Annotated in this window: 24 protein-coding genes; 6 read left to right on the plus strand and 18 right to left on the minus strand. The window is 54.6% G+C overall.

The window, feature by feature from the left end:
- Nucleotides 1-3: 3 nt before the first annotated feature.
- The 10 genes from ahbB (FEE96_RS21865) to FEE96_RS21910 all read right to left on the minus strand — a co-directional run bounded on the left by ahbB (FEE96_RS21865) (nucleotide 4) and on the right by FEE96_RS21910 (nucleotide 9,684).
- Nucleotides 4-498: a siroheme decarboxylase subunit beta gene (gene ahbB / locus FEE96_RS21865; protein ID WP_138165258.1), complete on the minus strand. Its 495-nt coding sequence runs from the start codon at nucleotides 496-498 to the stop codon at nucleotides 4-6.
- Nucleotides 495-944 (minus strand): Lrp/AsnC family transcriptional regulator, encoded by a 450-nt coding sequence (locus FEE96_RS21870; RefSeq protein WP_138165259.1) that lies wholly within the window; start codon nucleotides 942-944, stop codon nucleotides 495-497. The genes ahbB (FEE96_RS21865) and FEE96_RS21870 overlap by 4 nt, the downstream gene beginning before the upstream one ends.
- Nucleotides 941-1,930: a siroheme decarboxylase subunit beta gene (gene ahbB, locus FEE96_RS21875; protein WP_138165260.1), complete on the minus strand. Its 990-nt coding sequence runs from the start codon at nucleotides 1,928-1,930 to the stop codon at nucleotides 941-943. The genes FEE96_RS21870 and ahbB (FEE96_RS21875) overlap by 4 nt, the downstream gene beginning before the upstream one ends.
- 3 nt (nucleotides 1,931-1,933) lie before the next feature.
- Complete coding sequence (locus FEE96_RS21880) at nucleotides 1,934-3,073, minus strand: cytochrome D1 domain-containing protein (protein WP_138165261.1); 1,140 nt, start codon at nucleotides 3,071-3,073, stop codon at nucleotides 1,934-1,936.
- Nucleotides 3,070-3,429 (minus strand): c-type cytochrome, encoded by a 360-nt coding sequence (locus FEE96_RS21885; protein ID WP_138165262.1) that lies wholly within the window; start codon nucleotides 3,427-3,429, stop codon nucleotides 3,070-3,072. Before FEE96_RS21885 ends, FEE96_RS21880 begins: the two co-directional genes overlap by 4 nt.
- On the minus strand, nucleotides 3,422-4,189 hold the full coding sequence (gene cobA / locus FEE96_RS21890) for a uroporphyrinogen-III C-methyltransferase (RefSeq protein WP_138165263.1): 768 nt from the start codon (nucleotides 4,187-4,189) through the stop codon (nucleotides 3,422-3,424). The genes FEE96_RS21885 and cobA overlap by 8 nt, the downstream gene beginning before the upstream one ends.
- 208 nt (nucleotides 4,190-4,397) lie before the next feature.
- Nucleotides 4,398-4,814, minus strand: a complete 417-nt coding sequence (locus tag FEE96_RS21895) for a cupredoxin domain-containing protein (RefSeq protein WP_138165264.1) — start codon at nucleotides 4,812-4,814, stop codon at nucleotides 4,398-4,400.
- Nucleotides 4,815-4,872: 58 nt separating this feature from the next.
- The gene (locus FEE96_RS21900) at nucleotides 4,873-6,672 is read right to left on the minus strand and encodes a NapC/NirT family cytochrome c (protein WP_138165265.1); all 1,800 of its coding nucleotides are present in this window, start codon (nucleotides 6,670-6,672) and stop codon (nucleotides 4,873-4,875) included.
- A 197-nt stretch (nucleotides 6,673-6,869) separates the two neighbouring features.
- Nucleotides 6,870-8,546, minus strand: coding sequence for a cytochrome D1 domain-containing protein (locus FEE96_RS21905; protein WP_138165266.1), 1,677 nt, complete (start codon nucleotides 8,544-8,546; stop codon nucleotides 6,870-6,872).
- 448 nt (nucleotides 8,547-8,994) lie between these two features.
- Nucleotides 8,995-9,684, minus strand: a complete 690-nt coding sequence (locus FEE96_RS21910; protein ID WP_138165267.1) for a FadR/GntR family transcriptional regulator — start codon at nucleotides 9,682-9,684, stop codon at nucleotides 8,995-8,997.
- Between the two features lie 177 nt (nucleotides 9,685-9,861).
- On the opposite strand from FEE96_RS21910, the gene FEE96_RS21915 reads away from it, so the two are divergent.
- The 5 genes from FEE96_RS21915 (at nucleotide 9,862) to hydA (FEE96_RS21935) (ending at nucleotide 14,813) form a co-directional block, all read left to right on the plus strand.
- Complete coding sequence (locus tag FEE96_RS21915; protein WP_138165268.1) at nucleotides 9,862-10,644, plus strand: transporter substrate-binding domain-containing protein; 783 nt, start codon at nucleotides 9,862-9,864, stop codon at nucleotides 10,642-10,644.
- A gap of 61 nt (nucleotides 10,645-10,705) precedes the next feature.
- On the plus strand, nucleotides 10,706-11,377 hold the full coding sequence (locus FEE96_RS21920; protein ID WP_138165269.1) for an amino acid ABC transporter permease: 672 nt from the start codon (nucleotides 10,706-10,708) through the stop codon (nucleotides 11,375-11,377).
- On the plus strand, nucleotides 11,377-12,114 hold the full coding sequence (locus tag FEE96_RS21925; protein ID WP_138165270.1) for an amino acid ABC transporter ATP-binding protein: 738 nt from the start codon (nucleotides 11,377-11,379) through the stop codon (nucleotides 12,112-12,114). Before FEE96_RS21920 ends, FEE96_RS21925 begins: the two co-directional genes overlap by 1 nt.
- 18 nt (nucleotides 12,115-12,132) lie before the next feature.
- Nucleotides 12,133-13,389 (plus strand): aminotransferase class V-fold PLP-dependent enzyme, encoded by a 1,257-nt coding sequence (locus tag FEE96_RS21930; protein ID WP_138165271.1) that lies wholly within the window; start codon nucleotides 12,133-12,135, stop codon nucleotides 13,387-13,389.
- A 5-nt stretch (nucleotides 13,390-13,394) separates the two neighbouring features.
- Nucleotides 13,395-14,813, plus strand: a complete 1,419-nt coding sequence (gene hydA, locus FEE96_RS21935) for a dihydropyrimidinase (RefSeq protein WP_138165272.1) — start codon at nucleotides 13,395-13,397, stop codon at nucleotides 14,811-14,813.
- Between the two features lie 113 nt (nucleotides 14,814-14,926).
- On the opposite strand, the gene FEE96_RS21940 is transcribed toward hydA (FEE96_RS21935), so the two are convergent.
- The 8 genes from FEE96_RS21940 to hydA (FEE96_RS21975) all read right to left on the minus strand — a co-directional run bounded on the left by FEE96_RS21940 (nucleotide 14,927) and on the right by hydA (FEE96_RS21975) (nucleotide 24,009).
- Complete coding sequence (locus tag FEE96_RS21940) at nucleotides 14,927-15,850, minus strand: LysR family transcriptional regulator (RefSeq protein ID WP_138165273.1); 924 nt, start codon at nucleotides 15,848-15,850, stop codon at nucleotides 14,927-14,929.
- Nucleotides 15,851-15,880: 30 nt separating this feature from the next.
- Entirely contained in the window at nucleotides 15,881-16,903 is a 1,023-nt protein-coding gene (locus FEE96_RS21945) for an ABC transporter ATP-binding protein (protein ID WP_138165274.1), read from the minus strand.
- Nucleotides 16,900-17,892 (minus strand): ABC transporter ATP-binding protein, encoded by a 993-nt coding sequence (locus FEE96_RS21950; RefSeq protein ID WP_138165275.1) that lies wholly within the window; start codon nucleotides 17,890-17,892, stop codon nucleotides 16,900-16,902. The genes FEE96_RS21945 and FEE96_RS21950 overlap by 4 nt, the downstream gene beginning before the upstream one ends.
- A 5-nt stretch (nucleotides 17,893-17,897) precedes the next feature.
- The gene (locus FEE96_RS21955) at nucleotides 17,898-18,842 is read right to left on the minus strand and encodes an ABC transporter permease (RefSeq protein WP_138165276.1); all 945 of its coding nucleotides are present in this window, start codon (nucleotides 18,840-18,842) and stop codon (nucleotides 17,898-17,900) included.
- Entirely contained in the window at nucleotides 18,839-19,819 is a 981-nt protein-coding gene (locus FEE96_RS21960) for an ABC transporter permease (RefSeq protein WP_138165277.1), read from the minus strand. Before FEE96_RS21960 ends, FEE96_RS21955 begins: the two co-directional genes overlap by 4 nt.
- A 138-nt stretch (nucleotides 19,820-19,957) precedes the next feature.
- The gene (locus FEE96_RS21965; RefSeq protein ID WP_138165278.1) at nucleotides 19,958-21,514 is read right to left on the minus strand and encodes an ABC transporter substrate-binding protein; all 1,557 of its coding nucleotides are present in this window, start codon (nucleotides 21,512-21,514) and stop codon (nucleotides 19,958-19,960) included.
- Between the two features lie 346 nt (nucleotides 21,515-21,860).
- A complete protein-coding gene (yczE, locus tag FEE96_RS21970) occupies nucleotides 21,861-22,553 on the minus strand; it encodes a membrane protein YczE (RefSeq protein WP_138165279.1) in 693 nt (230 codons plus the stop codon).
- A gap of 58 nt (nucleotides 22,554-22,611) precedes the next feature.
- On the minus strand, nucleotides 22,612-24,009 hold the full coding sequence (hydA, locus tag FEE96_RS21975; protein ID WP_138165280.1) for a dihydropyrimidinase: 1,398 nt from the start codon (nucleotides 24,007-24,009) through the stop codon (nucleotides 22,612-22,614).
- Between the two features lie 138 nt (nucleotides 24,010-24,147).
- Here hydA (FEE96_RS21975) and FEE96_RS21980 point away from each other — a divergent pair, with 138 nt between their 5' ends.
- Nucleotides 24,148-24,795 (plus strand): GntR family transcriptional regulator, encoded by a 648-nt coding sequence (locus FEE96_RS21980; RefSeq protein WP_138165281.1) that lies wholly within the window; start codon nucleotides 24,148-24,150, stop codon nucleotides 24,793-24,795.
- Nucleotides 24,796-24,830: the final 35 nt, after the last annotated feature.

A 24,830-nucleotide genomic window follows, 5' to 3' on the forward strand; every position in this document is an offset into this window, starting at 1 on the left:
GGATTACCCCCGTTTGCGGAGCCGCAGCCCCGTTTTTTTCAGAATACGCTTGGAATAGAGGATGTCGTGACCGTGACAGGCGTCGCCAAGTATAGCGGCAATTTCAGCGCGCTTGGCTTCGACCTCGTCAGGTGTGTCCCCATGGACCATAGCAAAAAGGTTATAGGGCCAGCCTTGGTCTCGGGCGCGGGGCCGTTCGTAACAATGGGTGACAAAGGGCAAGGCACCGATCTTTGCGCCAAGTTCGGCCACCTGAGTGTCCTCCACGTCCCAAACGGTCATGCCATTGGCGACCATTCCCAGCTTGTAGTGGTTAGGTGCAGCCGCGATACGGCGGATTGCACCGCTGTCTTTCATGGCTGCAATGCGCGCCATCAGATCCGCTTCGGACATACCAAGTTTGACGGCAACCTCGGCATAGGGGGCCGCTACGATTGGCAACCCGCCTTGCAGTGCGGCGATGATCTCGCGATCTGATATCTTTGTTTCGACGCTCATGCCTTCACCCGGAAGCCGATAAAAAATTCCTGCAGTTTTGGAAAACACAGCACTTGCAGCCCTGTCTTCTCCTCGATCCGCTCGGCTGTTTCCGCGATGCCCTCGGGCGTTTCGGTGGCCAGCACGAACCACATGTTCAGTGTGTGATCGCGTTCATAATTATGCGCCACTTCGGGGAATTCATTGACTTCGGTCATGACGTGCTCGAATTGACCGGCAGGAACCGCAATTGCGCACAGACAGAACGCTCCACCCATGGCTGCGACATCGAAAAACGGCCCAAAGCGGGTGATCGCGCCAGAGTCTTTCATCGCCTCGATACGAGAGATGACATCGGCCTCGGACAGACCTAGTTCCTTGCCAACCTCGGCAAAGGGGTGAGAGGACAGCGGCAGGTCGTCTTGCAGCCGGTTGATCAGCAGTCGGTCGGTATCGTCCAGCATCACGCGGCCTTTCCTTTGGTGCGGGAAATCAACGCGCCGGTCTGTTTGAAACAACGAGTAGAAAACAGCACCTTGTGTTTGGCATCTGCCAGTTCGGGCAGGGCTGTCGCCGCATCAATGACCTCTCGCGCTGCCGACCGGGTGCGGGCGTGCACCATGTTATACAGTCGATAGGGCCAGACATCCGGCACGGGGCGGCGTTCATAGGCAAGCGTCACACCATTCAGGGCGGCAAGTGCTTGGCCAGCGGCTTCCACTTGCGTTTCTGGCAAATCCCAAACAACCATCGCATTGGCGGACCATCCTAACGCCCGGTGGCGTACAATCACACCAAGGCGTGAGATGATGCCTGCGTCGTGCAGCGTTTCGATGCGATCCAACACCTCGGACTCAGATCGGCCAAGATTGGTCGCAAGATCCCAATAGGAACGCGCGGTGATTGGCATCCCACGGGACAGGACCTGCAACAGTTCTCTGTCTCCGTCTACCAATACACTAAGGTCAACCGGACGTGGTGGCACCAACTGGCGCGGGCCGTTCATGCGGAACCCCAGATCGACATTAAACGGACGCATCAGGCGCAGGTCTAAAACCCGCAGCCCGGTGACGTCCTGAATTTGTTTCAGCGAGGCATCCACATCTGCACGATCTGGACCCGTGGCCACGAACCACAGATTCCAGTCATCTTCGCGTTGGTAGTTGTGGTTCACCCCGGCTTGCGCCCCGATGATGGCGGCCACTTCTTCCAACCGTTCCGGCGGCGCAGCTACCGCGGCTAAAGTGCTGGCTGAGATGGCGTTGGGCGCAATGGTGGCGCCCAGGCGGCTTACGCGGCCGGCATCCTGCATGGCGTTCAAGCGTGCGAGGACGTCATCAACAGATATTCCAAGTTCGGCTGCCAGAGGTTCAAACGGGCGCGGAATGATCGGAAAATCACGTTGCCAGTCATCCAGCAGGCGGCGGTCAATGGGGCAGGCAATACCTTGCATGGCTTACAACCCTGTCCGGTGGGCGCGCGCGGTGAAAAAGATCCCCGAGGGACTCTCGGCATCAATCTCGCGTAGCTTTTCAAAGGTGCGGGTGTCGTAGACCATAATTTTTCCAGCATCCCGAACGCTCAGCCAGACCTCGTGCCCGCGCGCGGTGAACTCCATGTGCAGCACGGCAGGGCCGGGTTGGAACTGATGGATAATTTCCTTGGAAACGCTGTCGATCACCTGGATGGTGTCGTTCAGCGGATGGGCAAAGTTGACCCAGACCTGCCGCCCATCGGGGCGCGCCATGGCAAATACCGGCTGACCGTGGGTTTTGGTGCGTGCAGTTTCCTCCAGCGTGTCGGCATCAACCCATAGGACCTCGTGGTGGCCCACAGCGGGGAGGACAAATTCGCTGCCGGTCAGCGCCCAGCCTTCGAGGTGAGGCATCTTGTAGACCGGCATTTCCTCTTGCCCGCGACCATAGTTTGGCAACACGCGGATGGGTTCAGGGTTTTCGTCCCACAGATCCAGCGCGGTCATGCCGTCCTCGCCAAAAAGCCCAGTGATATAGGTGCGTCCATTGGCTGTGATCAGCGCATCATAGGGGCGGTCGCCCATATCGGGGATGCGGGTGATCTGGGGTTCAGCATCCGTGAGGTCGGCAATCCATGTTTCGCCTGTATCCCAGACAGTGAACACAAACCGCCGACCCGGCGCATCGACCAAACCAATGGTTTTGCCGCCGGTAGGGATGTCCAGAACCATCTCTAGCGTGTCGGCGTCAAAGACACGCACGCCGCCGGGTTCGTAGTTCGACACTGCAACCAGTTTGCCGTCGTCCGAGATCGCACCGCCGATGGCATTACCGGACTGCATCACGCGGTTCACGATCTGGCGAGTGGTGATGTCCAACTTGGTCAATCCGCCATCGCGGCCAAAGACATAGGCAAAGCGTTCGTCTGGAGAATAGACGAGGCTGGCATGGCTCAGGTCGCCAAAACCTTCGATCCTTGCCAATGCGGCGCGGTCCGATTGATCTACCAGCAGAACCGATCCGGTAGCCCGTTCAATAACAACACCCATGTCACCGGTGGCAACAGTTTCGGCGCTTGCGGTCGAGGCGAACAGAAGGGCAGCGGCGAGGAGTCTTTTCATTTCATCTCTCCTGACAGGAGGTAATCAGCAATCCACTCGGCCTCTTGTAGGCTCAGTAGTGGGCGCCAGGGGGGCATGGGAGTGTCCGGGATCCCGTCAAGGATCACCGTGGTCAGAACGTCACGGTCATAGAACTGCATCGCCTCTGGCGTGATTTCGGGGCCGAGGCCTCCCATAAGTGTCAAGCCATGGCATGAGCCGCAGTCCTGATGGACGAACCGTTGTAGGGTAGCTGGGTCAACCGGGTCGGCAGAGGCGAGGGTTGGGGACAACACCACCAGTGCGACTCCCAGCACCCGGACGAAGCCTCGATCCAGCCTTAGTTTTGCTGTGACATTGGGAATGAGGCTAGCCATGGGCCTTTGCCTGTTCGACGATATTCTCATCGTGACGTTCCGTATAAAGCGAAACCACCTGACCGATGATGAATAATGTCGGTGGCTTCAGCTCTGCTTCGCGGGCATCCTGCGCGATTAGTCCAAGCGTTGAGGTCATGCGCTCTTCGTCGGCCGAGGTGGCTTTGGAAATTGCCATGACGGGGGTGCTGGCGGGCAGGCCTTCGGTCATCAGCCCGACGGCGATTTGGCCGATGTTGGCGACACCCATGTAGACCACAAGTGTTGTCTCGGGGTCGGCGAGGCTCTTCCAGTCGAGGTCCAGCACCTTGTCAGCCTGACGGTGGCCAGTCACATATTGTACGCTGGTCGCAATGCCGCGATGGGTCAGGGGCACGCCGGTGGAACAGGATGCGCCTTGCGCGGCTGTGATGCCGGGGGCGTAGACGACCTCGATCCCTCGGTTTTGCAGGTACAGCGCCTCTTCGGATCCGCGACCAAAAATCATCGGATCGCCGCCCTTGAGCCGCGCAACTGTGCGACCCATCTGGGCCTGCTCAAACAGGATCTCATTGATGCGATCTTGCGGCACGGGGTGGTTGCGGGGGCATTTGCCGACCGGGATCAGTTCGACCCCTTCTGGACAAAGCGCCATGATGTCGTCCGAGACCAGCCGGTCGTAGACAACGACATCTGCGGACTGGATCATTTTCAGCGCGCGCAGGGTCAGCAGGTCGGGATCGCCGGGTCCGGCGCCTATCAGGGATACTCTACCGTTCATGGTGGTTCTCGCATGCTCCAGTGGTTGTCTTGGCAGAACCCCAAACGCACGGTGCAATCGCGTGGTCAGTGCTGGGCAGCACCTGATGGTGAAAGCAATGCTGGAGATCCTGGCGTATCATGAGGGCAGAATGCCGCCGTGCTGCCCAGCTTTCCTTGACTTATGCTAAGGCATATTTGTTTTGCGAAATAACGGGTCCTGGGCGGGGCTATTCTGTGACTGTAACCATGCCAATCATGTCGCGGGTTTCCCAATGTGGACCACATAGATAGTCTTGGTCGCCCGGTGTCAGGAAGGTGAACTCGACGCTTTCGTCTGGAAAGGCGCGATCAGATTCGGGCATGCCAGCGCCGGGCGACAGGACGCTGTGACTGGTGCGTTTGTCGACATTGACCCAGCGTACCGTGGTCCCCACCGGAACGGTAATCCGGGCGGGGCAGAAATTGTATTTGTACATCGTCACCACAACCACACCGTCGGCTTCGGATGAGGGCCGGCCGGTGAGCGAGACATAACGTTCCTCGGCCTCGGCACAAACAACAGCCGGGTCTTTCCCTGCGGCGTGAACCGAAGATGCCGCCGCAAGCGACAGCAGGGTAAGTGACAAAATGTAAGGTGTGCGCATATCAAAACCCCGATAAAAAAGGAACGGCGGCCGGAACACCCGGCCGCCGTTTTAGGTTTTACTGACCAACCACGTTGACCATCGCGTCGGGATCATCCAGCGCCAGGCTGGTATCCAGCGTCACGTGGTGGAACCGCGCATCAGCATAGTCATCGTGGATCGCAAAGCCGACGGTATAGGACTTGCCGGGTTCAAGCGGTACATCCCCCGGTGTGTCCGAGTTCAGCGGCCGCGAGAACACTACGGTCCACATGCCGGCCGAGAGGGTCGCCTGCGAGGCAAACTCACCGCCATTTTCAACGCGGCGGTCCAGTAGATAGCCGTTGGAGCCGCTACCATCCGCATAGACGCGCATCAGATCAAGGAAGGTGCCATCAGCAAGATACTGTTCGATCTCTTCCGCAGACTTCAGCTGATCCCAGCCGCCTTGAGGTTTGCCACGACGTCCCTTGACCTCAACTTTTGTGCGGCTTTCGGTCAGGTACTTGGTGATCATGCCAGTCGCTTCCAGACGCGAAGCCACCTCCCCGCTGGCGGCAATCCCATCAGCATCTGGGGCAAATGGCATATAGGCGTTGTCAGCATGACAACTGGCCCAGCACCCCACCTGGTCACCCATTTCGATACCCGTGCCAGAAATCATCATGGCCACTTTGATCTGGTTTTCAGGATCCATCTTGCCACCTTCAACAAAGGGGGCAGGGGCGTGAGGTGCGTCCGGCCATTGCATACGAACATAGAGATTGTCGGCATCATGCGCGGCCTGAACTGTGGCGTTGATGATGCTGCGCTTACCCGGGATTGGCGTTGGCTCCAGCTCATCGTTCTTGCCACCACTGCCTGTAACGATTTTGCTGCCAATGGCTTCCAGCTCGGCTGCGTGGCAGGTTGTGCATTGATCGCCACCTTTGGTCAGCGGACGTGCACCACCATGCTGCTTGCCGTTCTGAACCCACTCAAACGAGGCTTGACCGGGGTAGAACATGGTCAGATCGGTATTCGCCACTGTGGTCCAGTCGACATCGGCACCAACGGTATCCCCGGCAGCGGCTTCAGTGACTTCGCCAGCAGCGGCAGCCCGCTCTTCTGCGATGGCAGCATCAACAGCCGAGGCAATCTGAGCTTGCACGGCTTCGCGATTGGCAGTTTCGGCGGCCCGTGCTGCGGCGGCTTCTTCAGCTTCTACAGCTTCGATATAGGCCAAGCTATCCAGGTAGATTTGCGGAACTTCGCGGATAAACGCCGGATTGGGTGCCTCCAAAGCCTCGAGGTATTCATCGGTCGCACGGTCGCGCACATTCTTGTGGGCGATGCCCTTGTGGCAATCGATGCATGTCTGGCCAACTTCCATCGCGTTCAGGTGTTGCTGACGGGCGCGTGGCTTCTGGAATTCAGGCATCATCGATTCAAAATCGTGACAGTTGCGGCATTCAATCGAATCCGTCGCTTTCATCCGCTCCCATTCGTTCATTGCAAGCGACAGCCGATGGGTTTCGAATTTTTCCGGCGTACTGATACTGCCAGTCAGCTTGCCCCACAGCTCTTTGGACGCTTTGATCTTGCGGATCATCTTGTGGGTCCAGTCCTTGGGCACGTGGCAGTCAGAACAAACTGCGCCCACACCAGAGCGGTTCACGTCGTGGATAGTGCCCTGATATTCGGCGTATACGTTATCTTTCATTTCGTGGCAGGAGATGCAGAATGGCATCGTGTTGGTCGCTTCCATAGCGGTATTGAAACCGCCCCAGAACACAATGCCGGCTATGAAGGCCGCCGTGATCCCTGCTAACGGCATTCCCCAAAGGAAGTAGCGCCGCCAGATGGGCTTTTTCGGTTCAGCTTCGCTGGTCTGGGTCATGTCCAGGCTCCGTCTTGGCTTTGGTTTGGGCTGGCCCAATGCGAAGGGCTGCCAATCAGTGATGGTATTGGTAGCGGGTAAAAAGCTCGGTATTGGTGGTTGGGTTTTGGATTCCTGACCCGTCCCAGCCCCGACGCCGCTGACAAAAAGAAAGGGCAGGCGCCTGGCCCGCCCTTCCTGTTGGGTTTTGAGTCACATTATGTGACGTGGTTCGAACGGTTGTAGACGTTGAACTTGCCGGTTGGTGCGTAGAGACCTTTGACGCGGCCAATCTCCTCAAGAGTTTTGGCGTCGTAGATTACAATCTCACCATTTGGCTCAAGCGAGTCAGACATGTTCCATTTGGAAACCCAAACTTCGGTGCCATCTGCGTTGAACTCAAAGTGCACAGCTGCTGTACCCGGAGTGTCAGTGACCTGGATTGTTTTCACAATCTCACCAGTCTCTTTCGAGATAACCTGTACCGACTGCTGAACTTCGGGCTCTGGGTGCTTAGTTTGGTCAGCCCAGTAGTAGTCAGAATTTGGGTGAGTCCGGATGAACAGGCCAGCACCGTCTGTTTCGACTTCGTAACAGGTTTTCCAAGCTTGATCTGGATGACCTTCTGGGTCATTTCCCCAAACCGTCACAGTGCCTTCACCCAAGTGGGTAGTACCGGCTACAGGACCACAGTTCGGGTCGACCCAGTTGGCACCAGGACCAGGGTGCGGCAACGCGGCGGTGTCAATGATTGCCTCGAGCTTACGCTCCTTGGAATCTACAACAACCATCTGGTTCGACGCGTTTGCGGCGATCTGGAAATAACGACCAGTTGGATCAAAGAACCCATCGTGCAAGAAACGAGAAGTGTCGATCTTGTCGATCCGCAGGTTGTCGATGTCAGAATAGTCGACCTGCCACATCTGGCCCAGCTCTTTAACGGCAACCAACCAAGTTGGCTCGTGCGGAGTGGTGTAGATCGCGGCCACACGGGCTTCTTCTACATAGTCACCTTCGGTGTTCACACCGCGTGTCGAAACAACTTTCAGCGGTTCCATAGTGACAGCGTCCGAGATCACGAAGTGCGGAGGCCAGTATGCCCCACCAATGATGTACTTGCCGTCGCCGGATACGGCTACGTCACGTGCGTCATAGGCAACTTTGACTTCGGAAACCAACATCTTGTCTGGTGTCTGCCAGAGGTCGATCTTGGTCATCTTGCCGTCACGGCCCATAGTGTACCAGAAGCGGCCGGGGTTCTCAGGCTCTGAAATTGAGTGGTGCTCAGACGCTTTGATCACGTGAACCGCATAACCGGTCGGGATGTGAACCAGAACCTCTTTGGTGTCGCCATCGATGACAGCCACTTTACCAGCGTCACGTTCAATAACCACAAAGAAGTTTTCCCAGTTGCGGCCGTGCAGCGGCTCAGTTGGGTAGTCAGCTTCTTCCACATAGACCTTACGTGTGGCCTGCATCTGCGTCAGCGACATTTCCGGCGGTTTCGGCGGATCCATTTGGATATAGGTTGCCATATCCCGGATCTGGTCTTCGGTCATGATGTCCGAAAAGTTGTTCATCCCGCCTTCGGTTCCCCAGGCGATAATTTTTTCGAGTCGTTCCTGACCCAGCTTCAGCGTGCCGCCTTCGACAACGGTGCCGTCGGCTTTGGTTGTCTTCACAACCGGTTCAAGATTTTTACCAGTGGCGCCTTTGCGCAGAACACCGTGACAGCCAGCACATTGTTCAAAATACAGCTGTTTCGATGCGTCAAAGGCTTCCTCACTCAAAGTGGGGCCTTCTGCGAGTGCGGGCGCGGCAGTGGAGCCGAGCAGCAATGCAAAGCCAACTCCAAGTGTCCTACGAGCTTTAGTATAGGTGATTCCAAGCGACATGATCACTCTCCGTTTGCTGGTGAGGCGGGGTGAATATGGGTCGGATTCCCCTGTGCGATCCTTGACTTTCGTTAATTGCACTCTCGAATTCGTGATAAGGTTGCCCATTCGGTCAGTACGCGTTGAAGGCTGGCAGAATAAGTCGATACGATTTGCGAATTTTCTACGGTTGCTTGACTTTGGATAAGGCGTCGAGACCGACCAGGACTTAGGTTGTCAGTGTCAAACGCGGGCTCCCCGGTCTAGCCATTGCCATCTTTTGGTGAGGCTGGTGGTCGCGAGATCGGTATTGAGCCATGGAAGCCCGAAAAAACTGTCGGGGTGCAATGGTATCAATTTGCCAGCCGTCTCGATGCACCCTGGTGCGTGACGGAGCCTAGGCTGACCTTTACGGGTCAGCGGACGGCTGGCTACCATTTTCCAGTCCGTCAGAATCCGAAAATGTTCTTCAGATCGATATGCCCGCGCAGGCGGCCGTGTTCCGAATATGTTCGACCATGGCCGTTTGGGCCGCATCTGCATCCCGGGCATTCAGGGCTGCGATGATAGCCCTGTGTTCGGCAATCGAACTGGCCATCCGGTCCAACGCGGTAAAGGGGATTGGCTGACGTTGGGTCTCCATTACCATGGCACTTAGAGAGGTGTAGGTCTGCAGCAATAGGGAATTGCGACTTTTGCCGGCGATAAGCTGGTGAAACTCCAGATCTTCATCGACATTGGCGATCAGGTCCCCTTGCGCCCATGCGGCTTCCATCTTGTCCGTTGCCGCGGTGAGCAGCGAAATGTCGTCAAGGGTTGAGGTTTCGGCGGCATGCCGGGCCAACTGACCTTCTAACAGCAGGCGCACTTCGAAGACGTCGGCCATTCCATAGTCGTCGGTATACCGCCACTGGGTACTGTTTGCGGCCGGCATGTCCTGTGGGTCAGTGACAAAGGTCCCACGACCGGGATAGGTGCGGATCAGCCCCAGCGTTTCAAGCGTCATCAGAGCTTCACGCAGCGATGGGCGCGAGACGCCCAATTGTTCAGATAACACGCGCTGAGACGGCAGTCGTTCCGCACTGCTCAGTTTTCCGGATTGGATCATCTCTTGCAATTGCCGGGCAATTGCTTGGGAAACTGGGGTGCGTTCGATCATGCGTTGGTCATAGCTTTTCGGGTTTTCAGACAATTCGCAATCTACACGCGACAGCCGAATTGGCCAGAGGCAAGTGTTTTTGCTTGAAACGATCCTAGCTCTGTGTTTCTTACTGGTCTGACCGGTAAGACCACTTTGCCGGATACGTTGCAAGAAGAAATTCTGGGAGGACTCAAGATGCTTGTTGATAAAGTCAAAATACTCATTGCGGCACTCGCGACTACGGGCGCACTGACCACCGCGGCACAGGCCGACACATGGCAAGTCGGAGCGAACATTGGGAATGTTCCGTGGGAGTTTCAGGACGAAACTGGTGCGTTTGTTGGATTTGAGATTGATTTGGTGAACGAAGTCGCCAGTCGCTTGGGTAATGACGTTGAAATCGTCAATATCCCCTTCAACGGCCTATTTTCTGCGGTTCAATCAGGCAGGGCAGACCTTGCTATCTCGTCGATCACCATCACCGAGAAACGCCTTGAATCCGTGAGTTTTGCCCAGCCCTATTACGATAGCGATCAGTCGCTGACTGTGGTCGAAGGCGGCCCGGCATCGGTGGCTGATTTGAAAGGAAAAGTGGTTGGCGTCGATACCGGATCAACTGGTGACATGTGGGCAACTGAACAGAGTGACACAGCAGGCTTTACTGAAATCCGACGTTACGAAGGCCTGGCTCCTGCGATGCTAGACCTCGGCGCTGGCCGTATTCAGGGCTATATCTCCGACATTCCAGCATTGCTGTATTACGTCAAAGACAAACCCAATTTGAAAGTAGTTGCCCGGATCGAGACCGGAGAACGCTATTCGATGATGTTTGACAAAAACGCTGAACTGGCTGGGCAGGTCAACGAAGTGCTGACGGCGCTTAAGAACGAAGGCGTCATCGCCGGCCTGCACGAGAAATGGTTTGGGGCTACCCCCGAGGATACCACCTCGACCGTCGCTGTCATGGACATGCCGTAACACAGATCCTTGCCATGCCCGTAGCAATTTCGGGCATGGCTCTTACACCGGCAGGACTTGCATGGAAATTATTGACACCTTCTTCAACGTCGAAGTGTTGCTTCGAACCTATCCTCTTATGCTCAAGGGTCTTTGGATCACTATAAAGCTGGGTGTGGTCAGCATCATCGCGGGTCTGGCACTGGGATTGGTCCTTGCCTTGATCCGTCTTTACGCCGCACCACCTGTCCAACTTCTGGCCCGTATCTATATCGATGTCTTCCGTTCGTTGCCCTTACTCGTACTGTTGATCATCGTCTATTATGCGCTGCCCTTTGTGGGTATCAGCATGTCGTCGTTCTGGTCTGCGATGTTGGCCTTAACGCTGGTGTCTGGCGCCTACATGGCCGAGATTTTTAGAGCCGGAATACAGGCAATCCCCAAGGGTCAGTTTGAGGCCTCGCAGGCACTAGGCCTCGGGTATCGACATATGATGGTAGACGTCATCCTGCCACAGGCGGTCAAAATCGTAATTCCGCCGCTTACCAATAACTCCATAAATGTGGTCAAGGATACGGCCTTGGCATCGGTCGTGGCCATGCCGGACCTGTTGAAACAGGCCACTCAGGCACAGGCTTTGGCGGCCAATCCCAGCCCTTTAATTTTGGCCGCAGCTATCTACGTGGCGATCTTGTGGCCACTGGTTGCCGCAGTTTCACGAATGGAGCGCCGGCTCGGCGCGGGAGAACGCTGATGGACGGTTTTGTCAGTATCCGCAACCTAAAGAAATTCTATGGCGAATTTTGTGCGTTGAAAGGTATAAATTTGGACATCGCCGAGGGAGAGGTCATCTGCATCGTCGGTCCGTCTGGTTCCGGGAAGTCGACACTGATCCGGTGCATCAACCGATTGGAGGGTTTTGAAGACACCAGCGAAATCGTTGTTGACGGCATACCAGTTATGCCGGGCAAATCGCTGGCTAAGGTGCGCGCCGAGGTGGGCATGGTGTTCCAGTCCTTCAACCTGTTTCCGCATTTGACAGTCCGCCGCAACGTAATGCTGGCCCCATCGCGCGTGCGCGGGCTCAGTACAACAGAGGCAACTGACCGGGCCAACTTCCTGCTGGAGCGCGTCGGCATATCAGAGCAGGCTGACAAATACCCCGAGCATCTGTCAGGTGGTCAGCAGCAACGAGTGGCCATTGCCCGTGCCTTGGCGATGGAACCGCGCGTCATGTTGTTCGACGAACCTACCAGTGCGCTGGACCCCGAGATGGTTGGCGAGGTGCTGGATGTTATGAAGGATCTGGCTGGTACCGGCGTCACAATGATCGTCGTAACTCATGAAATGGGCTTTGCGCGGCAAGTCGCGGACCGGGTTATATTTATGGATGGCGGCGAGGTGATAGAGACCGGCAAACCCGATGAAATCTTTTCCAATCCACAAGAACCCCGCACGCAGAATTTCCTGAGTGCGGTTCTGAACCACTGATCCATGAAAGAGGCGAAAATGACCGAAACCAAAGATCAGATCGATCAGACATTTGTGCAGTCGCATTTTCCCGGCTTGAAAAGTGACTGGGCGTTTTTCGACAACGCCGGAGGGTCGCAGACCGTACTGGGTGCGATCGAAAAGGTCACTGAATTCCTGACCCACCGAGATGTGCAGATTGGTGGCAGCTACGACGTGTCACTTGCCGCCGCCGCTGCATTGATGGACGGACGCAGGGCGATGCAGACCATGACAAATGCCGCGCGTCCTGAGGAAATCGTATTTGGTCACTCTACGACCGCGCTTATGCAGATCCTCGCCAATGCGATGCGCAGCCAGTTCGTTCCGGGAGACGAAATCATCATTTCTATCGCGGACCATGAATCCAACATCGGCCCATGGGACAGGCTACGCGAGTTTGGCATTGTCGTGAAATTCTGGCCGGTCGACAAAGAAACCTATGCGCTGCAACTGGATGATCTGGATGCTCTGATGACCGAGCGCACCAAACTTGTCTGCGTGCATCATGTCTCAAACATCCTTGGGCAGGTGAACCCAATTGCCGACTATGCAAAGTTCGTGCATGACCGCGGCGCGAAAATCTGTGTTGATGCCGTGGCCTATGCCCCTCACCGTGCCATTGATGTGCAGGCCTGGGATGTCGACTACTATGTGTTCAGCCTTTACAAGTGTTATGGGCCGCATGTGGCGGTGATGTATGGCAAGTACGATCTGCTGACGGAACTGGACGGGCAGTATCACTATTTCTATGGGAAAGACAAAGTTCCCGGCAAGCTGGAACCAGGAAATCCTAACTATGAACTGGCTTTCAGCGCCGTGGGTATCGTTGAGTATCTGGCAGCCCTTGGCGAACATGAGGGAGGTACTGGAACTCAGCGCAACAAACTGGAGGCCGCATTTGTTGCGATTGCAAAACAAGAGGATGCCCTGACCAACAGATTGCTGGCCAATCTGCGCGGGCGCAACGACGTTCGGGTGATTGGCGCCACTCGCAACATCGGATCGAACCGTGTGCCCACGATCGCATTTAGGATCGACGGGCATCATTCAGGCGAATTCACCAACGCGATGGATGAATATGGCATCGCTATCCGCTTTGGCGACTTTCACACCCGACGTCTGGTCGAAGCGCTGGGCGAAGACGAGGATGGCGGCGTGATCCGGGTGTCGATGGTACATTACAACACGCTGGAACAGGTTGACCGGTTTTGCGCGGCGATGACCGCGATCACCGGCAACAGTGCAGCGGCATAACCGTCATGGAGACATGTGACCTTGCCATTCGCGGCGGTACCCTGGTGACGGCCACAGACCAGTTTTCCGCAGACATTGGCATCCGCGATGGCCGTATCGTACAGATTGCCGAGAGTGTCTCCGCATCGGAGGAAATCGATGCAAGCGGGCTTCTCGTACTGCCGGGCGGCATCGACGCCCATGTGCATCTGGATCAGCCGACATCGGACGGCACCGTGATGGCAGATGATTTCGCTAGTGGTACCCACTCTGCTGCGGCTGGGGGGAATACCACGGTCCTGCCTTTTGCGATGCAGGTAAAGGGCAGTTCGCTGCGCCAGTGCGTCGAGGATTACCATCGCAAAGCCGAAGGAAATTGCTTCACAGATGTATCGTTCCATCTGGTGATTTCGGACCCGACACCACAGGTCCTGGGCCAGGAATTGCCGGCACTTGTGCGTGATGGCTACACCTCGTTCAAGGTCTTCATGACGTACGACGATCTGGTGCTGAATGATGCCGAACTGCTTGAGGTATTCGATGTGGCCCGACGTGAACAAGCGCTGGTGATGGTACATGCAGAAGGCCACGACGCGATCCGGTACATGACGCATAAGCTGGAGACCGAAGGAAAGACCGCGCCCTATTATCACGCAGAGGCGCATGCCCAAATCGCCGAACGCGAAGCCACGCACCGCGCAATCAGCCATGCCCAGCTCACGGATGTGCCCGTCGTCATCGTGCATGTCTCTGGCCGCGACCCGATGGAGCAAATTCAGTGGGCCCGAAAACGCGGCATGAAAGTTTTTGCCGAAACCTGCCCGCAATACATCGCCCTGACCCGCGATGACCTCAAGGGACTGAACATGGATTTCGAGGGGGCTAAGTATGTCTGTTCACCCCCACCTCGTGACCACGACAGTCAGGCCGCCATTTGGGACGGGTTGCGCGACGGTACATTCGATCTGTTTTCGTCGGACCACTGCCCGTTCCATTTCGAAGCCCCAGACAATACCGGCAAGAACAACGATCGCGCCCGGACATCGTTCAAATGGGTGCCTAACGGAATACCCGGTGTCGAAACGCGCCTGCCAATCCTTTTTTCTGAAGGGGTCAGTAAAGGCCGGATCAGCATCGAACGTTTTGTCGCGCTGACCTCAACAAACCCGGCACGGCTTTATGGTCTGCATCCGCAAAAGGGTACGTTATCGGTGGGGGCGGATGCTGACATCACCCTATGGGATCCAGAACTACAGGCCACAATTCGTCAGGATAGTTTAAACCATGGTTCAGACTACACCCCCTACGAAGGAATGCAGATTACGGGTTGGCCCGTGCGCACGATCCTGCGTGGTCAGACCGTTGCCAAAGATGGCAAACCGACCACCGCTGTCGCGTCAGGTCGTCATCTGAAGCGCGGCACCAGCGTCATTGGATATGCCTAAACAGGGCGAGACAATTTTCAAAACTGTCCGTGTGGACGGCCAGGTTCTGATGGACCGGATTTCGCCCTGTGTATTTGAGCCAACAGCACATTCAGGCTACGATTTTTGGGGGGTCAATCTTTGCTTTCGCTTGATTGGGCCTGTATGTCGCGCCACAGCCTGTTCAGCGTCGGCTTTGTGTTCTCTTTGTCCCGATAGAGCCGGATCTCCAAATTGTGGGAATATTCTTCTCCACCAACCACCGTCATTCGTCCGTCTGCAATTTCACTTTTACACAGCTCTTGTGGCAACCAGCCCATGCCAAAGCCCTCCATGATCATCGCTTTTACCGAGATGGCCAGAGCGCTTTGATTCACCACCAGCATCTTGGGCCCCTCGATATGCTGCCGTAATGCAAATTCCACCACGGAACGCAGCGCCGAGACGGTGCCGTAGGACAAAAGCGAAATCGGCTTTTTACCGCCGCGCACCAATGTGTGCAGAGGTCCTTCTGGTCCATTCTTTGACACCGGCAGAAACGCGTCTTCAGTCAAAGTAATGAAGTCGCAATTGCCAAGTCCCAGGGGCGCAAGTGCATCCATCGATGGGTGCCAGTAGGTCAAAATCACATCGCAATAGCGCTGCTGTAACGCGGAGACAAATTGATCGGCGGTCCAACCTGTGGAATTCAGATCAATCTCTAGCCCTCCCACTTCCACCATTGGGGCAATATGGGTTTTGTAGTGGGTCATATACAGCGACTGCGATGTCGCGAAACGTATGACGTTTTCACCCGCGGTATCAATAATCTGACAGCGCTCGAGCGTTTCATCGTAGGTCCGCAACATAACACGGGCCTGCGCCAGAAAAACCTCACCAGCTGGCGTTAGGGAGAGTGGCAAAGTTTGGCGATTTATCAACTTGACGCCAAACTCCTCTTCAAGCGAGCGAATACGCCGGGAGAACGCAGGCTGACTGACATTGCGCTCTTCCGCCGCCCGCGAGAAGTTTTTCTGCGCGACCAAAGCCTCAAAATCTCTAAGCCAGGCTATGTCCACTTTGTCATTCCGTTCCGCGCGTCCGAGCGATCACCCGTCCAGCCGCTCTTCCTCGACCGCATGGCAGGCAACCAGCGACCCATCAGGCTGCTGTATGGGGCGCGGTTGCTCGGCCGAGCAACGGCTATTTGCGTGCGCGCAGCGGCTTTCAAACGGACACCCTTTCGGCATATTGATCGGCGTCGGAATTTCACCCCGTAGTCTTATATGATTGGGGTGATCATCTTTCAACTGTGGCACAGCCGATAGCAAGGCACGTGTATAGGGGTGTTTTGGGTTTTCAAACAGTGTTGCAGTATCGGACAGCTCACAGACCGACCCAAGATAGAGAACCGCAACCTTTGTGCCAAAATGCTGCACGACGCTCAGATCATGGGTGATGAACAGATAGGTAAGGCCGCGCTGATCCTTGGCCTCCAGCATCAGGTTCAAGACTTGTGCCTGAATCGAAACATCCAGCGCCGAAATCGGCTCATCTGCAATGATGAATTCGGGGTCCACTGTCAGCGCACGCGCAATTGCAATTCGCTGCCGCTGGCCGCCAGAGAATTCATGCGGGTAACGGGTTGACCAACTGGGATCTACCCCAACTGCACGCATAACCTCGGCAACTTTGTCGCGCAATTCACTACGTGACAGGGACGGATTGTGATATCGCACCGGCTCTTCAAGTGCCTGCTGGATCGTCATACGTGGGTTCAACGATGCATAGGGATTCTGAAAGATCATCTGCATCTTTTTGCGCAGCGGCATCAAAGTACGGCGTGACCGGTTGTCGATACGTTGACCATCATAGTGAATTTCACCAGCACTCGGGCTCAACAACCCTGCGATCAGTCGGGCCACAGTGGATTTTCCGCATCCACTTTCACCAACCACACAGAGAGCCTCTCCAGGTGCAACTTGCAGAGAGATGTTATTGACCGCATGAACGGCGCGTTTTTCCTGTACGAACTTGCCGCCACGGAATTTGAGCGTTTCGAGAAACCCGCGATCAAGCTCGAACCGCTTTTCAAGATTGCGAATTTCTAACAAAGGCTGAGGGGTCGTCATGCCTTGATCTCCTCGGCTTTGTCAGTGTGTAGTCGGTTCACCTCATGGCAAGCGACCTCGACATTGGCATACTGCACCGTTTCGGGCGCTTCGGTGTGGCAACGGTCTTTTACGAACTCACAACGGGGGCTGAATGGGCACCCTTTGGGAATGGCCGTCAATGATGGCATACTGCCAGGAATTTGCTTCAATCTTTGACCGGGCTTGGTCTGTTGAGGCAGAGCATTGATCAACCCTTGAGTATAAGGATGCTGTGGATCGTTGATGATCTCGCGGGTGCGTCCGGCTTCGATAATTCGGCCAGCATACATCACCAGAGTGCGCTCGGTCATCTGGCTGACCACGCCCAGATCGTGGGTGATCAAGATCAACCCGACCTTGTTAGATTGGCACAGTTCCAACAACAGTTCCATGATGTCGGCCTGAATGGTCACATCCAAGGCCGTGGTTGGTTCATCCGCAATGATCAATTGTGGATCCAGCAACAGGGCAATGGCAATGACAATCCGTTGGCGCATCCCGCCCGATAGCTCGTGCGGGTACTGCTCGAGACGATCCTCGGGCGAAGGAATATAGACTTCGCGCAACTTAACGATCGCAATCTGCTCAGCCTCGGCTTTGCTCAGCTTGCGGTGGGCCATCAGGGTTTCCACCATCTGCTGCCCAATGGTCAGAACCGGGTTAAGCGTAACCATCGGATCCTGAAAAATCATCGCCATCTTATTGCCGCGGATGTTACGCATCTTGGCCTCGGGCATCTGGACGATGTCATCACCCAGAAACATGATCTTGCCTGAATCTATAAATCCAGGACGGCTAAGCAGGTTCATCAGTGCAAACCCAGTGATGGATTTGCCCGCGCCGGATTCTCCGACAATGCCCAGGCGTTCACCCTTGGCCAGATCAAAACTGATCTGGTTCAGGGCGGTCACAGTGTTGTCGCGCATGGCGAATTTTACGCTCAGATCGCGTACAGAAAGCAAGGACATCGTGCTTATCCTTTGTAAAGTTTGGGGTTCAAGGCATCACGCAGCCAGTCACCCAATAGATTGATCACAAGAACCAGAACGACCAGCACGATGCCGGGGATGGCAGTGATCCACCAACTTCCCGAAAAGATATAATCGAACCCAGACGAAATCAGCGACCCGAGTGACGGCTGACTGGGTGGCATGCCCAAACCCAAGAAGGACAGCGATGCCTCGGAAATGATCGCATTGGCCACTTGAACCGTTGAGATAACAAAGATCGGCGATAGCGAATTGGGAAGAATATGGCGAACCATAATCCGGCCGGGACCAAACCCCAGCACCCGCGCGCTGTCGACGTACTCTTTCTTTTTCTCAGCCAACACGGTTGCCCGCACTGTGCGCGCATATTGAGGCCATTCGGCAACGCCAATGACTGCAATCAAGAAGTAGATCGCATATTGGTTGAAAGTCTCAGAGCCAAACATGGCCTGAGTAACAGCCAGGAAGATGATCGCCACCATCAGCGTCGAAAAGGAAAGCTGAATATCAGCTAGTCGCATCAGAAGACTGTCAGTCCGCCCACCGACATAGCCAGCAATTAGGCCAATCGAAATCCCCAGGAACGCTTGCAATACAACGGCACAAATACCGATCAGCAGAGAAAGTCGTGTCCCGTATAGGATTGTTGACCACAGATCGCGGCCCTGATCATCGGTACCAAGTATGAATTGCGCATCGGAACCATCCACCCAAAGCGGAGGGTATTCGCTATTCATAATGTCGATCTGTCCAAGATCATAGGGATCAAACGGTGCGATCAGCGGTGCAAAAATGGACATGATCGCGATCAACAGGAAGATCATCAGCGACACAATCGCGACTGGGTTGCGCCGGAAACTGTAACCGATGTTCGAATTCCAGACTCGCGACCAGCGCGACGGTTCTGTTGGGGTGCTCAGGCTGCTCATGCGCCCATCCTCGCAAGATTGACAGTTGGATTGACCAGTCCATAGATCAGGTCAACAATTGTATTAGTGACAACAAAGATGAACCCAACAACGATGAGGTAGGCCACAATAAGGGGGGTGTCGACGCGGTTCACGGCTTCAAGGAACATGAAGCCCATGCCAGGCCACTGAAACACGGTTTCGGTCAGAATAGTGTAGGCCACCATCGTTCCGATCTGCACTCCACCGACGGTGATTACCGGCAGCAACGTGTTTTTAAGCGCGTGAACAAAGTAGATGCGCCAGGGTCTGATGCCCTTAGCCTTGGCATATTTAACGTATTCGCTTTGCAGCACTTCCATCATTTCGGCCCGGATCAAACGCACAAACAACGGCAACATGATCGAAGCAAGAGCAACGGAGGGCAGCAGAATATGCATCCAGCCATCTACAGTGGCAAAGTTTGTTTCCCATGGCCCAAAGACATGTACAATTTCGCCACGTCCGTAAGATGGAAACCAGCCATACTCGACAGAAAACACAAAGATCATCAGAATTGCCGTCAAAAACACTGGGATCGAAATACCAATAATCGATACGCCCATGACAACGCGACTTAGAATCGTATTGGGGTAGATTGCAGTATAGACACCGACAGGGATCGACAGACCGATGATGATGATTGTTGCCCCGAGAACAAGTTCCATAGTTGCCGGGAGTTTTTTGAGGATCACATCAAGCGCTGGCTCTTTAAAGAAGTAACTGGTTCCCAGATCGCCTTGCAATGCATTGCCTGCAAATCGCAGATACTGGGTCAGGAAACTGTCATTTAGTCCCAGTTCGTCGCGCAGCTCTTGGCGAACCTCTTCGCTCACGGACTGCCCGACAAGTTCACGTAGCGGATCGCCGAGATTGTCCTGAATTGCAAAGCCGATTAACGAGATGACGAACATCACCGCAATCGCCTGAAACACGCGTTTCACAAGGTAAGCGAACATGCTTTCATACCTTTCTGGGGGTATTATTATTGGGCAATATGCCTTCCTCCCCAGCGAGCAGGAAGCATAGCCATAAAGAAGTCTGGTAGGAAAAAAACCGGAGCAGGTCAATCGAGCCCGCCCCGGTTAGAGAGATCCTTAGTCGACGACGAGGTCACCGAAGTAAGGGAAGTTCAGCGCGTTCACGATCTTGTCGGCGTGAACACCTTTGCGGGCACCCCAAGCGAGGTTCTGCCAATGCAGCGGAATGAAAGCGGCCTCATTGTAGAGGATGGTTTCCATCTGCTGCAGCATTTCGGCGCGCTTACCGGAATCTGTTTCAGCGTTGGCCTTAGCCATCAGCATGTCCGCCTCGGCGTTACAGAAGTTACCAGAGTTGTACTGGCCATTGCCGGTTTCTGCGTCGGCACAGTGGCTCAGGAACTGGTGGAAGTTAGCCGAATCTTCGGTGTCCGAGTGCCAGCCGATCATCATCATGTCTGCTGCGCGCTCATCAAATGCAGGCCAGTACTGGGCCTTGGGCATTGTTTGCAGATCAACCTTGATGTTGATTTTTGCAAGCATTGACGCAACAGCCTGAGCGATTTTGTCATCGTTCACATAGCGGTTGTTTGGCGCCATCATGGTGATTTCGAACCCATCCGCATAGCCAGCTTCGGCCATCAGAGCCTTGGCTTTTTCAACGTCGAAACGTGGGGCCAATTCAGGATTGTGACCAAGATAGCCAGCTGGGCTAGCCTGGGCGCCGACAGTACCAAATCCACGCATGATGCGGTCAACGATACCAGCGTTGTTCACGGCATAATCGATAGCCTGACGTACACGTACATCTTTCAACGCTTCTACACGCTCTTGGTTCATCTGGAAGGTAATGATCCGGGTGCCGGGCATTGTGATCAGGTCGGTGCTATCGTTTTCGTCAACACGTGCCAGATCGGTGGGCGGGACCGGCGCGATGAAATCAACATCGCCAGACAACAAAGCGGCCACACGGGTTGGGCTTTCTTTGATCGGGGTCAGGATGATTTGGTCGACGTTACCAGCGGTTTCGGTGTCCCAGTAGCCGTCAAAACGGTCAAACACCATTTTAACACCTTGCTCACGCTCGCTGACGACGAACGGGCCAGTACCGGAAACATTGCGCGACGCAAAGCTATCACCATGCTTAACCAGCTCGGAGCGATCCTTGCCGTCATCGGTGGTGCCAGAATAGAACTTGCTGTCCATTGGGAAGATGTACGTTACCGTATGCAGCACCAATGGATAAGGCTCGGATGTGATCAGGTCAAAGGTATGATCGTCGATCACCTTCACATCGGTGAACAGGCTGAAAATACCCTTGAAGTCAGGGCTTTCTTTCAGGCGATCAAATGTCCAATCGACATCAGTCGCTGTCATCACGTTGCCGGAATGGAATTTAACACCACTACGCAGGTGAAACCGTGTGGTGGTCGCGTCGATCTGTTCCCAGCTCTCGGCCAAACGAGGTTCGAACTGCAGGTCCTGAGTCCAGCGCACAAGCGGGTCAAATGACATATGTGAAAACTGGAGTGTTCCCCCGGACAATTGCTCGTGCGGGTCCAGCGAAACTGGATCTGCGTCATAAGCAACTTTGACTGTGACGTCGGCCTGAGCCACTGCACCAAATGTGAGTGACATCATGCCTGCCGCAGCTATGCGGATAAATTTGTTCATTGTTCCCTCCATTTCGGATGCCCATATTGGCGTCCTGAATCTGTGCCAGTTACCTAAGGCACCAAGCCAGTCTTCGGCCAATGCCAATTTCAAATCGCCTATGCAAAACAGGTATACAGTGAAGGAGTACGCAATTTTGGATTTAGATCTAGTGTGTTAGGCCAGAAGCGTTTTCAATCTGAATGCGGATATGAACCAGTTGGTGCTACTTGCCCAGGATGAAACCAACACCTGCGTACAGCAGTGGAAAAGGTCCAGCGACGATCGGCCATGATCTGCACCCCATCTTTCCAAGAAGACTAAAGTCTTGCGTCGATCCGTTGAAACCGCCGGACCAAGTGAGCTTTCACTTGGTGCTCAGTTCAGAACTTTCGAGTTTTCTAAATGCAATTTTTAGACCGTACATGCTCGCTGCAACCGATGGACCAATTCCCAAAGCGAATAAAACGGTGCCGAAGCCAACACTGCCTCCTAGAGTCCATCCGAAAGCTACCACCGTCAGTTCAAGACCACTGCGTACCCAGGCAATAGGCAGGCTTGTCATACTTTGCAGCCCTGTCATCAATCCATCTCGTGGGCCAGGGCCCAGATTTGCAATAAGATATAGACCACCACCAAATCCGGTGACCAAAACTCCAATAATGGCGACCCCGATTTGCAAGACAAGGTTATCAAAAGTGGGCAAATACGGCAGTAGGAAGTCAAGAACCAAAGCAATGATAATGACATTCAGAACGGTTCCAATGCCTGGTGTTTGTCTGAGTGGAATCCAACACAGCAAAACAAATAGGCTGGTCACAAAAGTAGCGAGCCCAATGCTCCACCCTGTAACATGGGTGATACCTTGAGCAAAAACCGTCCACGGGCTTACCCCAACACCTGATGCGATAAGCAAAGCTTCTCCGAGGCCAAAAAGAGTGAGGCCAACCACAAGAAAAAATATGGACGCAAACGAAGGCGTTATTGTAAATGCATTCGGCGAGCTCCAAGAGAGAACGGGCACTTCTTTAACGGACAGAAAGCGGGGCATTAAAATCATTTTTGTTTTCTCTTGAAGTTATGACTGTCGGCTATCGAAGAAACGGTCCGACAAATGACTAGTTTGAGCGTGAATCCATGCTTAGCCACTCCCCAGAACCCGGTTCGGCAACGCATGTGCCATCAGCCACGATGAGGCGACCTCTGGACAGTACAGTTATTGGCGCGCCCACAATAGTTGTCCCCTCGTAGGGGTTATAGCCGACATTGTCATGCAAATCGTTGGCCTGATAGGTTTTGGCCAGGGTTGGATCCCAGATTGCGATGTCTGCATCAAACCCCTCTGCAATCTGCCCCTTATTGTGCAACCCGAACGCCCGCGCGGGTGCGGTTGCGGTCAGCTCTACAAATGCCTCAATTCCCATACGGCCATCGCTCACCATCGCGTTGAACATCAGGGGTAGCCGTGTCTCGAGCCCCGGCATGCCGTTGGCGATCCGATTGAAAGGCGCGTCAGCGCCATTGGCGAACTTGCCGGTGTCGTCCATGCGATACGGGGCGTGGTCAGAAGTGACCAGTTGGATGGTTCCATCGGCAATCGCCTCCCACAGGGCGTCTTGATCGTCGGGTGTTCGTTGCGGCGGTGAACACATGAAACGGGCAGGATCTTCACGCTCCAGAATACCGACTGTCATGAACAGATAATGCGGACAGGTTTCTGCCTGCACATCGACACCACGAGCGCGAGCGCGGCGAATGATATCGGCCCCTTCACGGGTAGAGACATGAAAGATCATGATCCGCGCGCCGGTAAACTCAGAAAACCGACACATGCGATCAATGGCTTCAATTTCTGCCTCGCGCGGATGGGAGGCCGCATGATATTTCGGCGCTGTCTTGCCCTGTGCCAACAGTTTTTCCGTCATGTTGCGGATCAAACCGTCATTCTCGGCGTGAAAACAGACAAGTGCGCTGTCGCGCTTGGCCAAATCAAGAAGATCGAGGATGGATTTGTCGTCTTGGCGCACCTTGTCGTAAGTGGTGAATATCTTGATTGAGCGGTGGCCTTGAGCAATCAGCTCTGGGATATCATGCGTCAGGTTTTCGTTTCCGGTGTCGGCGACAATCATGTGAAATGCGTAATCGATCACCGCTCCGGATTTGGCCAGCACTGCATAGTCTGCGACGACGTCGCGTATCTTTTGGCCTGGATGCTGCGCCGCGAACGAAACGACTGATGTGGTGCCACCAAACGCAGCAGAGCGTGTTGCGCTCTCAAACGTGTCGCCATTCATCAGCCCCGCGCCCGAAATCTGCTCGATGTGACAATGGGTATCGACGCCGCCTGGCAAAACAAGAAGACCGCGTGCATCAATTTCTGTTTCGGCCGAGCCTGGAAGTTCATTCGCGATGGCCATGATCTTGCCTTGGGTGACAGCGATGTCTGCGGTTTGAATACCCTGCGCGGTGACAGCTGTGCCGCCCCGGATTATGACGTCGAATTTTTCGTTTTGCATGCAGACCTCGGCGTTGAATTTGACTATGGGTATACTATTAGCTCAAGTCTCGGTATTCCATGTGTATACCGATGCACCATCTTTAAGGACAATTTGTGGATTTGTACCACAAATTTCTTCGCCATCGGGAGAAATGACATGGCCGAAACTTTGCAAACTCTGGGTGATTCAACCTTTCAGCGCCTTAAAACGATGATCCTTGATGGCACATTGAAATCTGGTACCCGCCTGAGCGAAAAGAAATTTGCGGACAGCATGGGCGTTTCGCGTACGCCAATTCGCGAAGCAATCGGACAGCTGATCAGCGAAGGATTTGCGACCAGAAGCGCCGGCGGCACACCGGTCGTCAACAGTATTTCGCTCAGTGACATTATGGAAATCTTGCATGTTCGAAGCTTGTTGGAGTGCGAAGCAGCGAGAAAAGCAGCCCTTTCTGGCAAGTCAGGAGAGGAATTGGCAGCCATCAGAGCACAGCTATGTGGCTTTCTTGAAGGGGCGCGACCAAGTTCAGAAGATCATACGGCATTGGACATGAAGCTTCATTTCCTTGTCGCTCGGATGGCTGGATCGAAACTGCTTGTTGAATTGATTGAAAGCTTGAAGAACAAGACCTGTATGTATGATCAGGGGTCTCTCCCGGACCGGTTAGAACCTGGCTGCAAAGAACATTTGGCACTCATTGATGCAATTGCTGCTGGGTCACCAGACGCAGCTGCTGCTGCGATGAAGGTTCATCTGACCAACGTTCGCGAAGCAATTATTTCGCATATTCACCACCCTTTCTGAACGATACTTCGGCGGGAACGCCGATTTTTCCGTCA

Source organism: Parasedimentitalea maritima (assembly GCF_005771405.1).
Lineage (GTDB): Bacteria > Pseudomonadota > Alphaproteobacteria > Rhodobacterales > Rhodobacteraceae > Parasedimentitalea > Parasedimentitalea maritima.

Excerpts from the sequence above, each read along its gene's own strand:
- ahbB (WP_138165258.1), bottom strand. The coding sequence starts at position 498 with ATGAGCGTCGAAACAAAGATATCAGATCGCGAGATCATCGCCGCACTG.
- ahbB (WP_138165260.1), bottom strand. The coding sequence starts at position 1,930 with ATGCAAGGTATTGCCTGCCCCATTGACCGCCGCCTGCTGGATGACTGG.
- FEE96_RS21880 (WP_138165261.1), bottom strand. The coding sequence starts at position 3,073 with ATGAAAAGACTCCTCGCCGCTGCCCTTCTGTTCGCCTCGACCGCAAGC.
- FEE96_RS21885 (WP_138165262.1), bottom strand. The coding sequence starts at position 3,429 with ATGGCTAGCCTCATTCCCAATGTCACAGCAAAACTAAGGCTGGATCGA.
- cobA (WP_138165263.1), bottom strand. The coding sequence starts at position 4,189 with ATGAACGGTAGAGTATCCCTGATAGGCGCCGGACCCGGCGATCCCGAC.
- FEE96_RS21895 (WP_138165264.1), bottom strand. The coding sequence starts at position 4,814 with ATGCGCACACCTTACATTTTGTCACTTACCCTGCTGTCGCTTGCGGCG.
- FEE96_RS21900 (WP_138165265.1), bottom strand. The coding sequence starts at position 6,672 with ATGACCCAGACCAGCGAAGCTGAACCGAAAAAGCCCATCTGGCGGCGC.
- FEE96_RS21905 (WP_138165266.1), bottom strand. The coding sequence starts at position 8,546 with ATGTCGCTTGGAATCACCTATACTAAAGCTCGTAGGACACTTGGAGTT.
- FEE96_RS21910 (WP_138165267.1), bottom strand. The coding sequence starts at position 9,684 with ATGATCGAACGCACCCCAGTTTCCCAAGCAATTGCCCGGCAATTGCAA.
- FEE96_RS21915 (WP_138165268.1), top strand. The coding sequence starts at position 9,862 with ATGCTTGTTGATAAAGTCAAAATACTCATTGCGGCACTCGCGACTACG.
- FEE96_RS21920 (WP_138165269.1), top strand. The coding sequence starts at position 10,706 with ATGGAAATTATTGACACCTTCTTCAACGTCGAAGTGTTGCTTCGAACC.
- FEE96_RS21925 (WP_138165270.1), top strand. The coding sequence starts at position 11,377 with ATGGACGGTTTTGTCAGTATCCGCAACCTAAAGAAATTCTATGGCGAA.
- FEE96_RS21930 (WP_138165271.1), top strand. The coding sequence starts at position 12,133 with ATGACCGAAACCAAAGATCAGATCGATCAGACATTTGTGCAGTCGCAT.
- hydA (WP_138165272.1), top strand. The coding sequence starts at position 13,395 with ATGGAGACATGTGACCTTGCCATTCGCGGCGGTACCCTGGTGACGGCC.
- FEE96_RS21945 (WP_138165274.1), bottom strand. The coding sequence starts at position 16,903 with ATGACGACCCCTCAGCCTTTGTTAGAAATTCGCAATCTTGAAAAGCGG.
- FEE96_RS21950 (WP_138165275.1), bottom strand. The coding sequence starts at position 17,892 with ATGTCCTTGCTTTCTGTACGCGATCTGAGCGTAAAATTCGCCATGCGC.
- FEE96_RS21955 (WP_138165276.1), bottom strand. The coding sequence starts at position 18,842 with ATGAGCAGCCTGAGCACCCCAACAGAACCGTCGCGCTGGTCGCGAGTC.
- FEE96_RS21960 (WP_138165277.1), bottom strand. The coding sequence starts at position 19,819 with ATGTTCGCTTACCTTGTGAAACGCGTGTTTCAGGCGATTGCGGTGATG.
- FEE96_RS21965 (WP_138165278.1), bottom strand. The coding sequence starts at position 21,514 with ATGAACAAATTTATCCGCATAGCTGCGGCAGGCATGATGTCACTCACA.
- yczE (WP_138165279.1), bottom strand. The coding sequence starts at position 22,553 with ATGATTTTAATGCCCCGCTTTCTGTCCGTTAAAGAAGTGCCCGTTCTC.
- hydA (WP_138165280.1), bottom strand. The coding sequence starts at position 24,009 with ATGCAAAACGAAAAATTCGACGTCATAATCCGGGGCGGCACAGCTGTC.
- FEE96_RS21980 (WP_138165281.1), top strand. The coding sequence starts at position 24,148 with ATGGCCGAAACTTTGCAAACTCTGGGTGATTCAACCTTTCAGCGCCTT.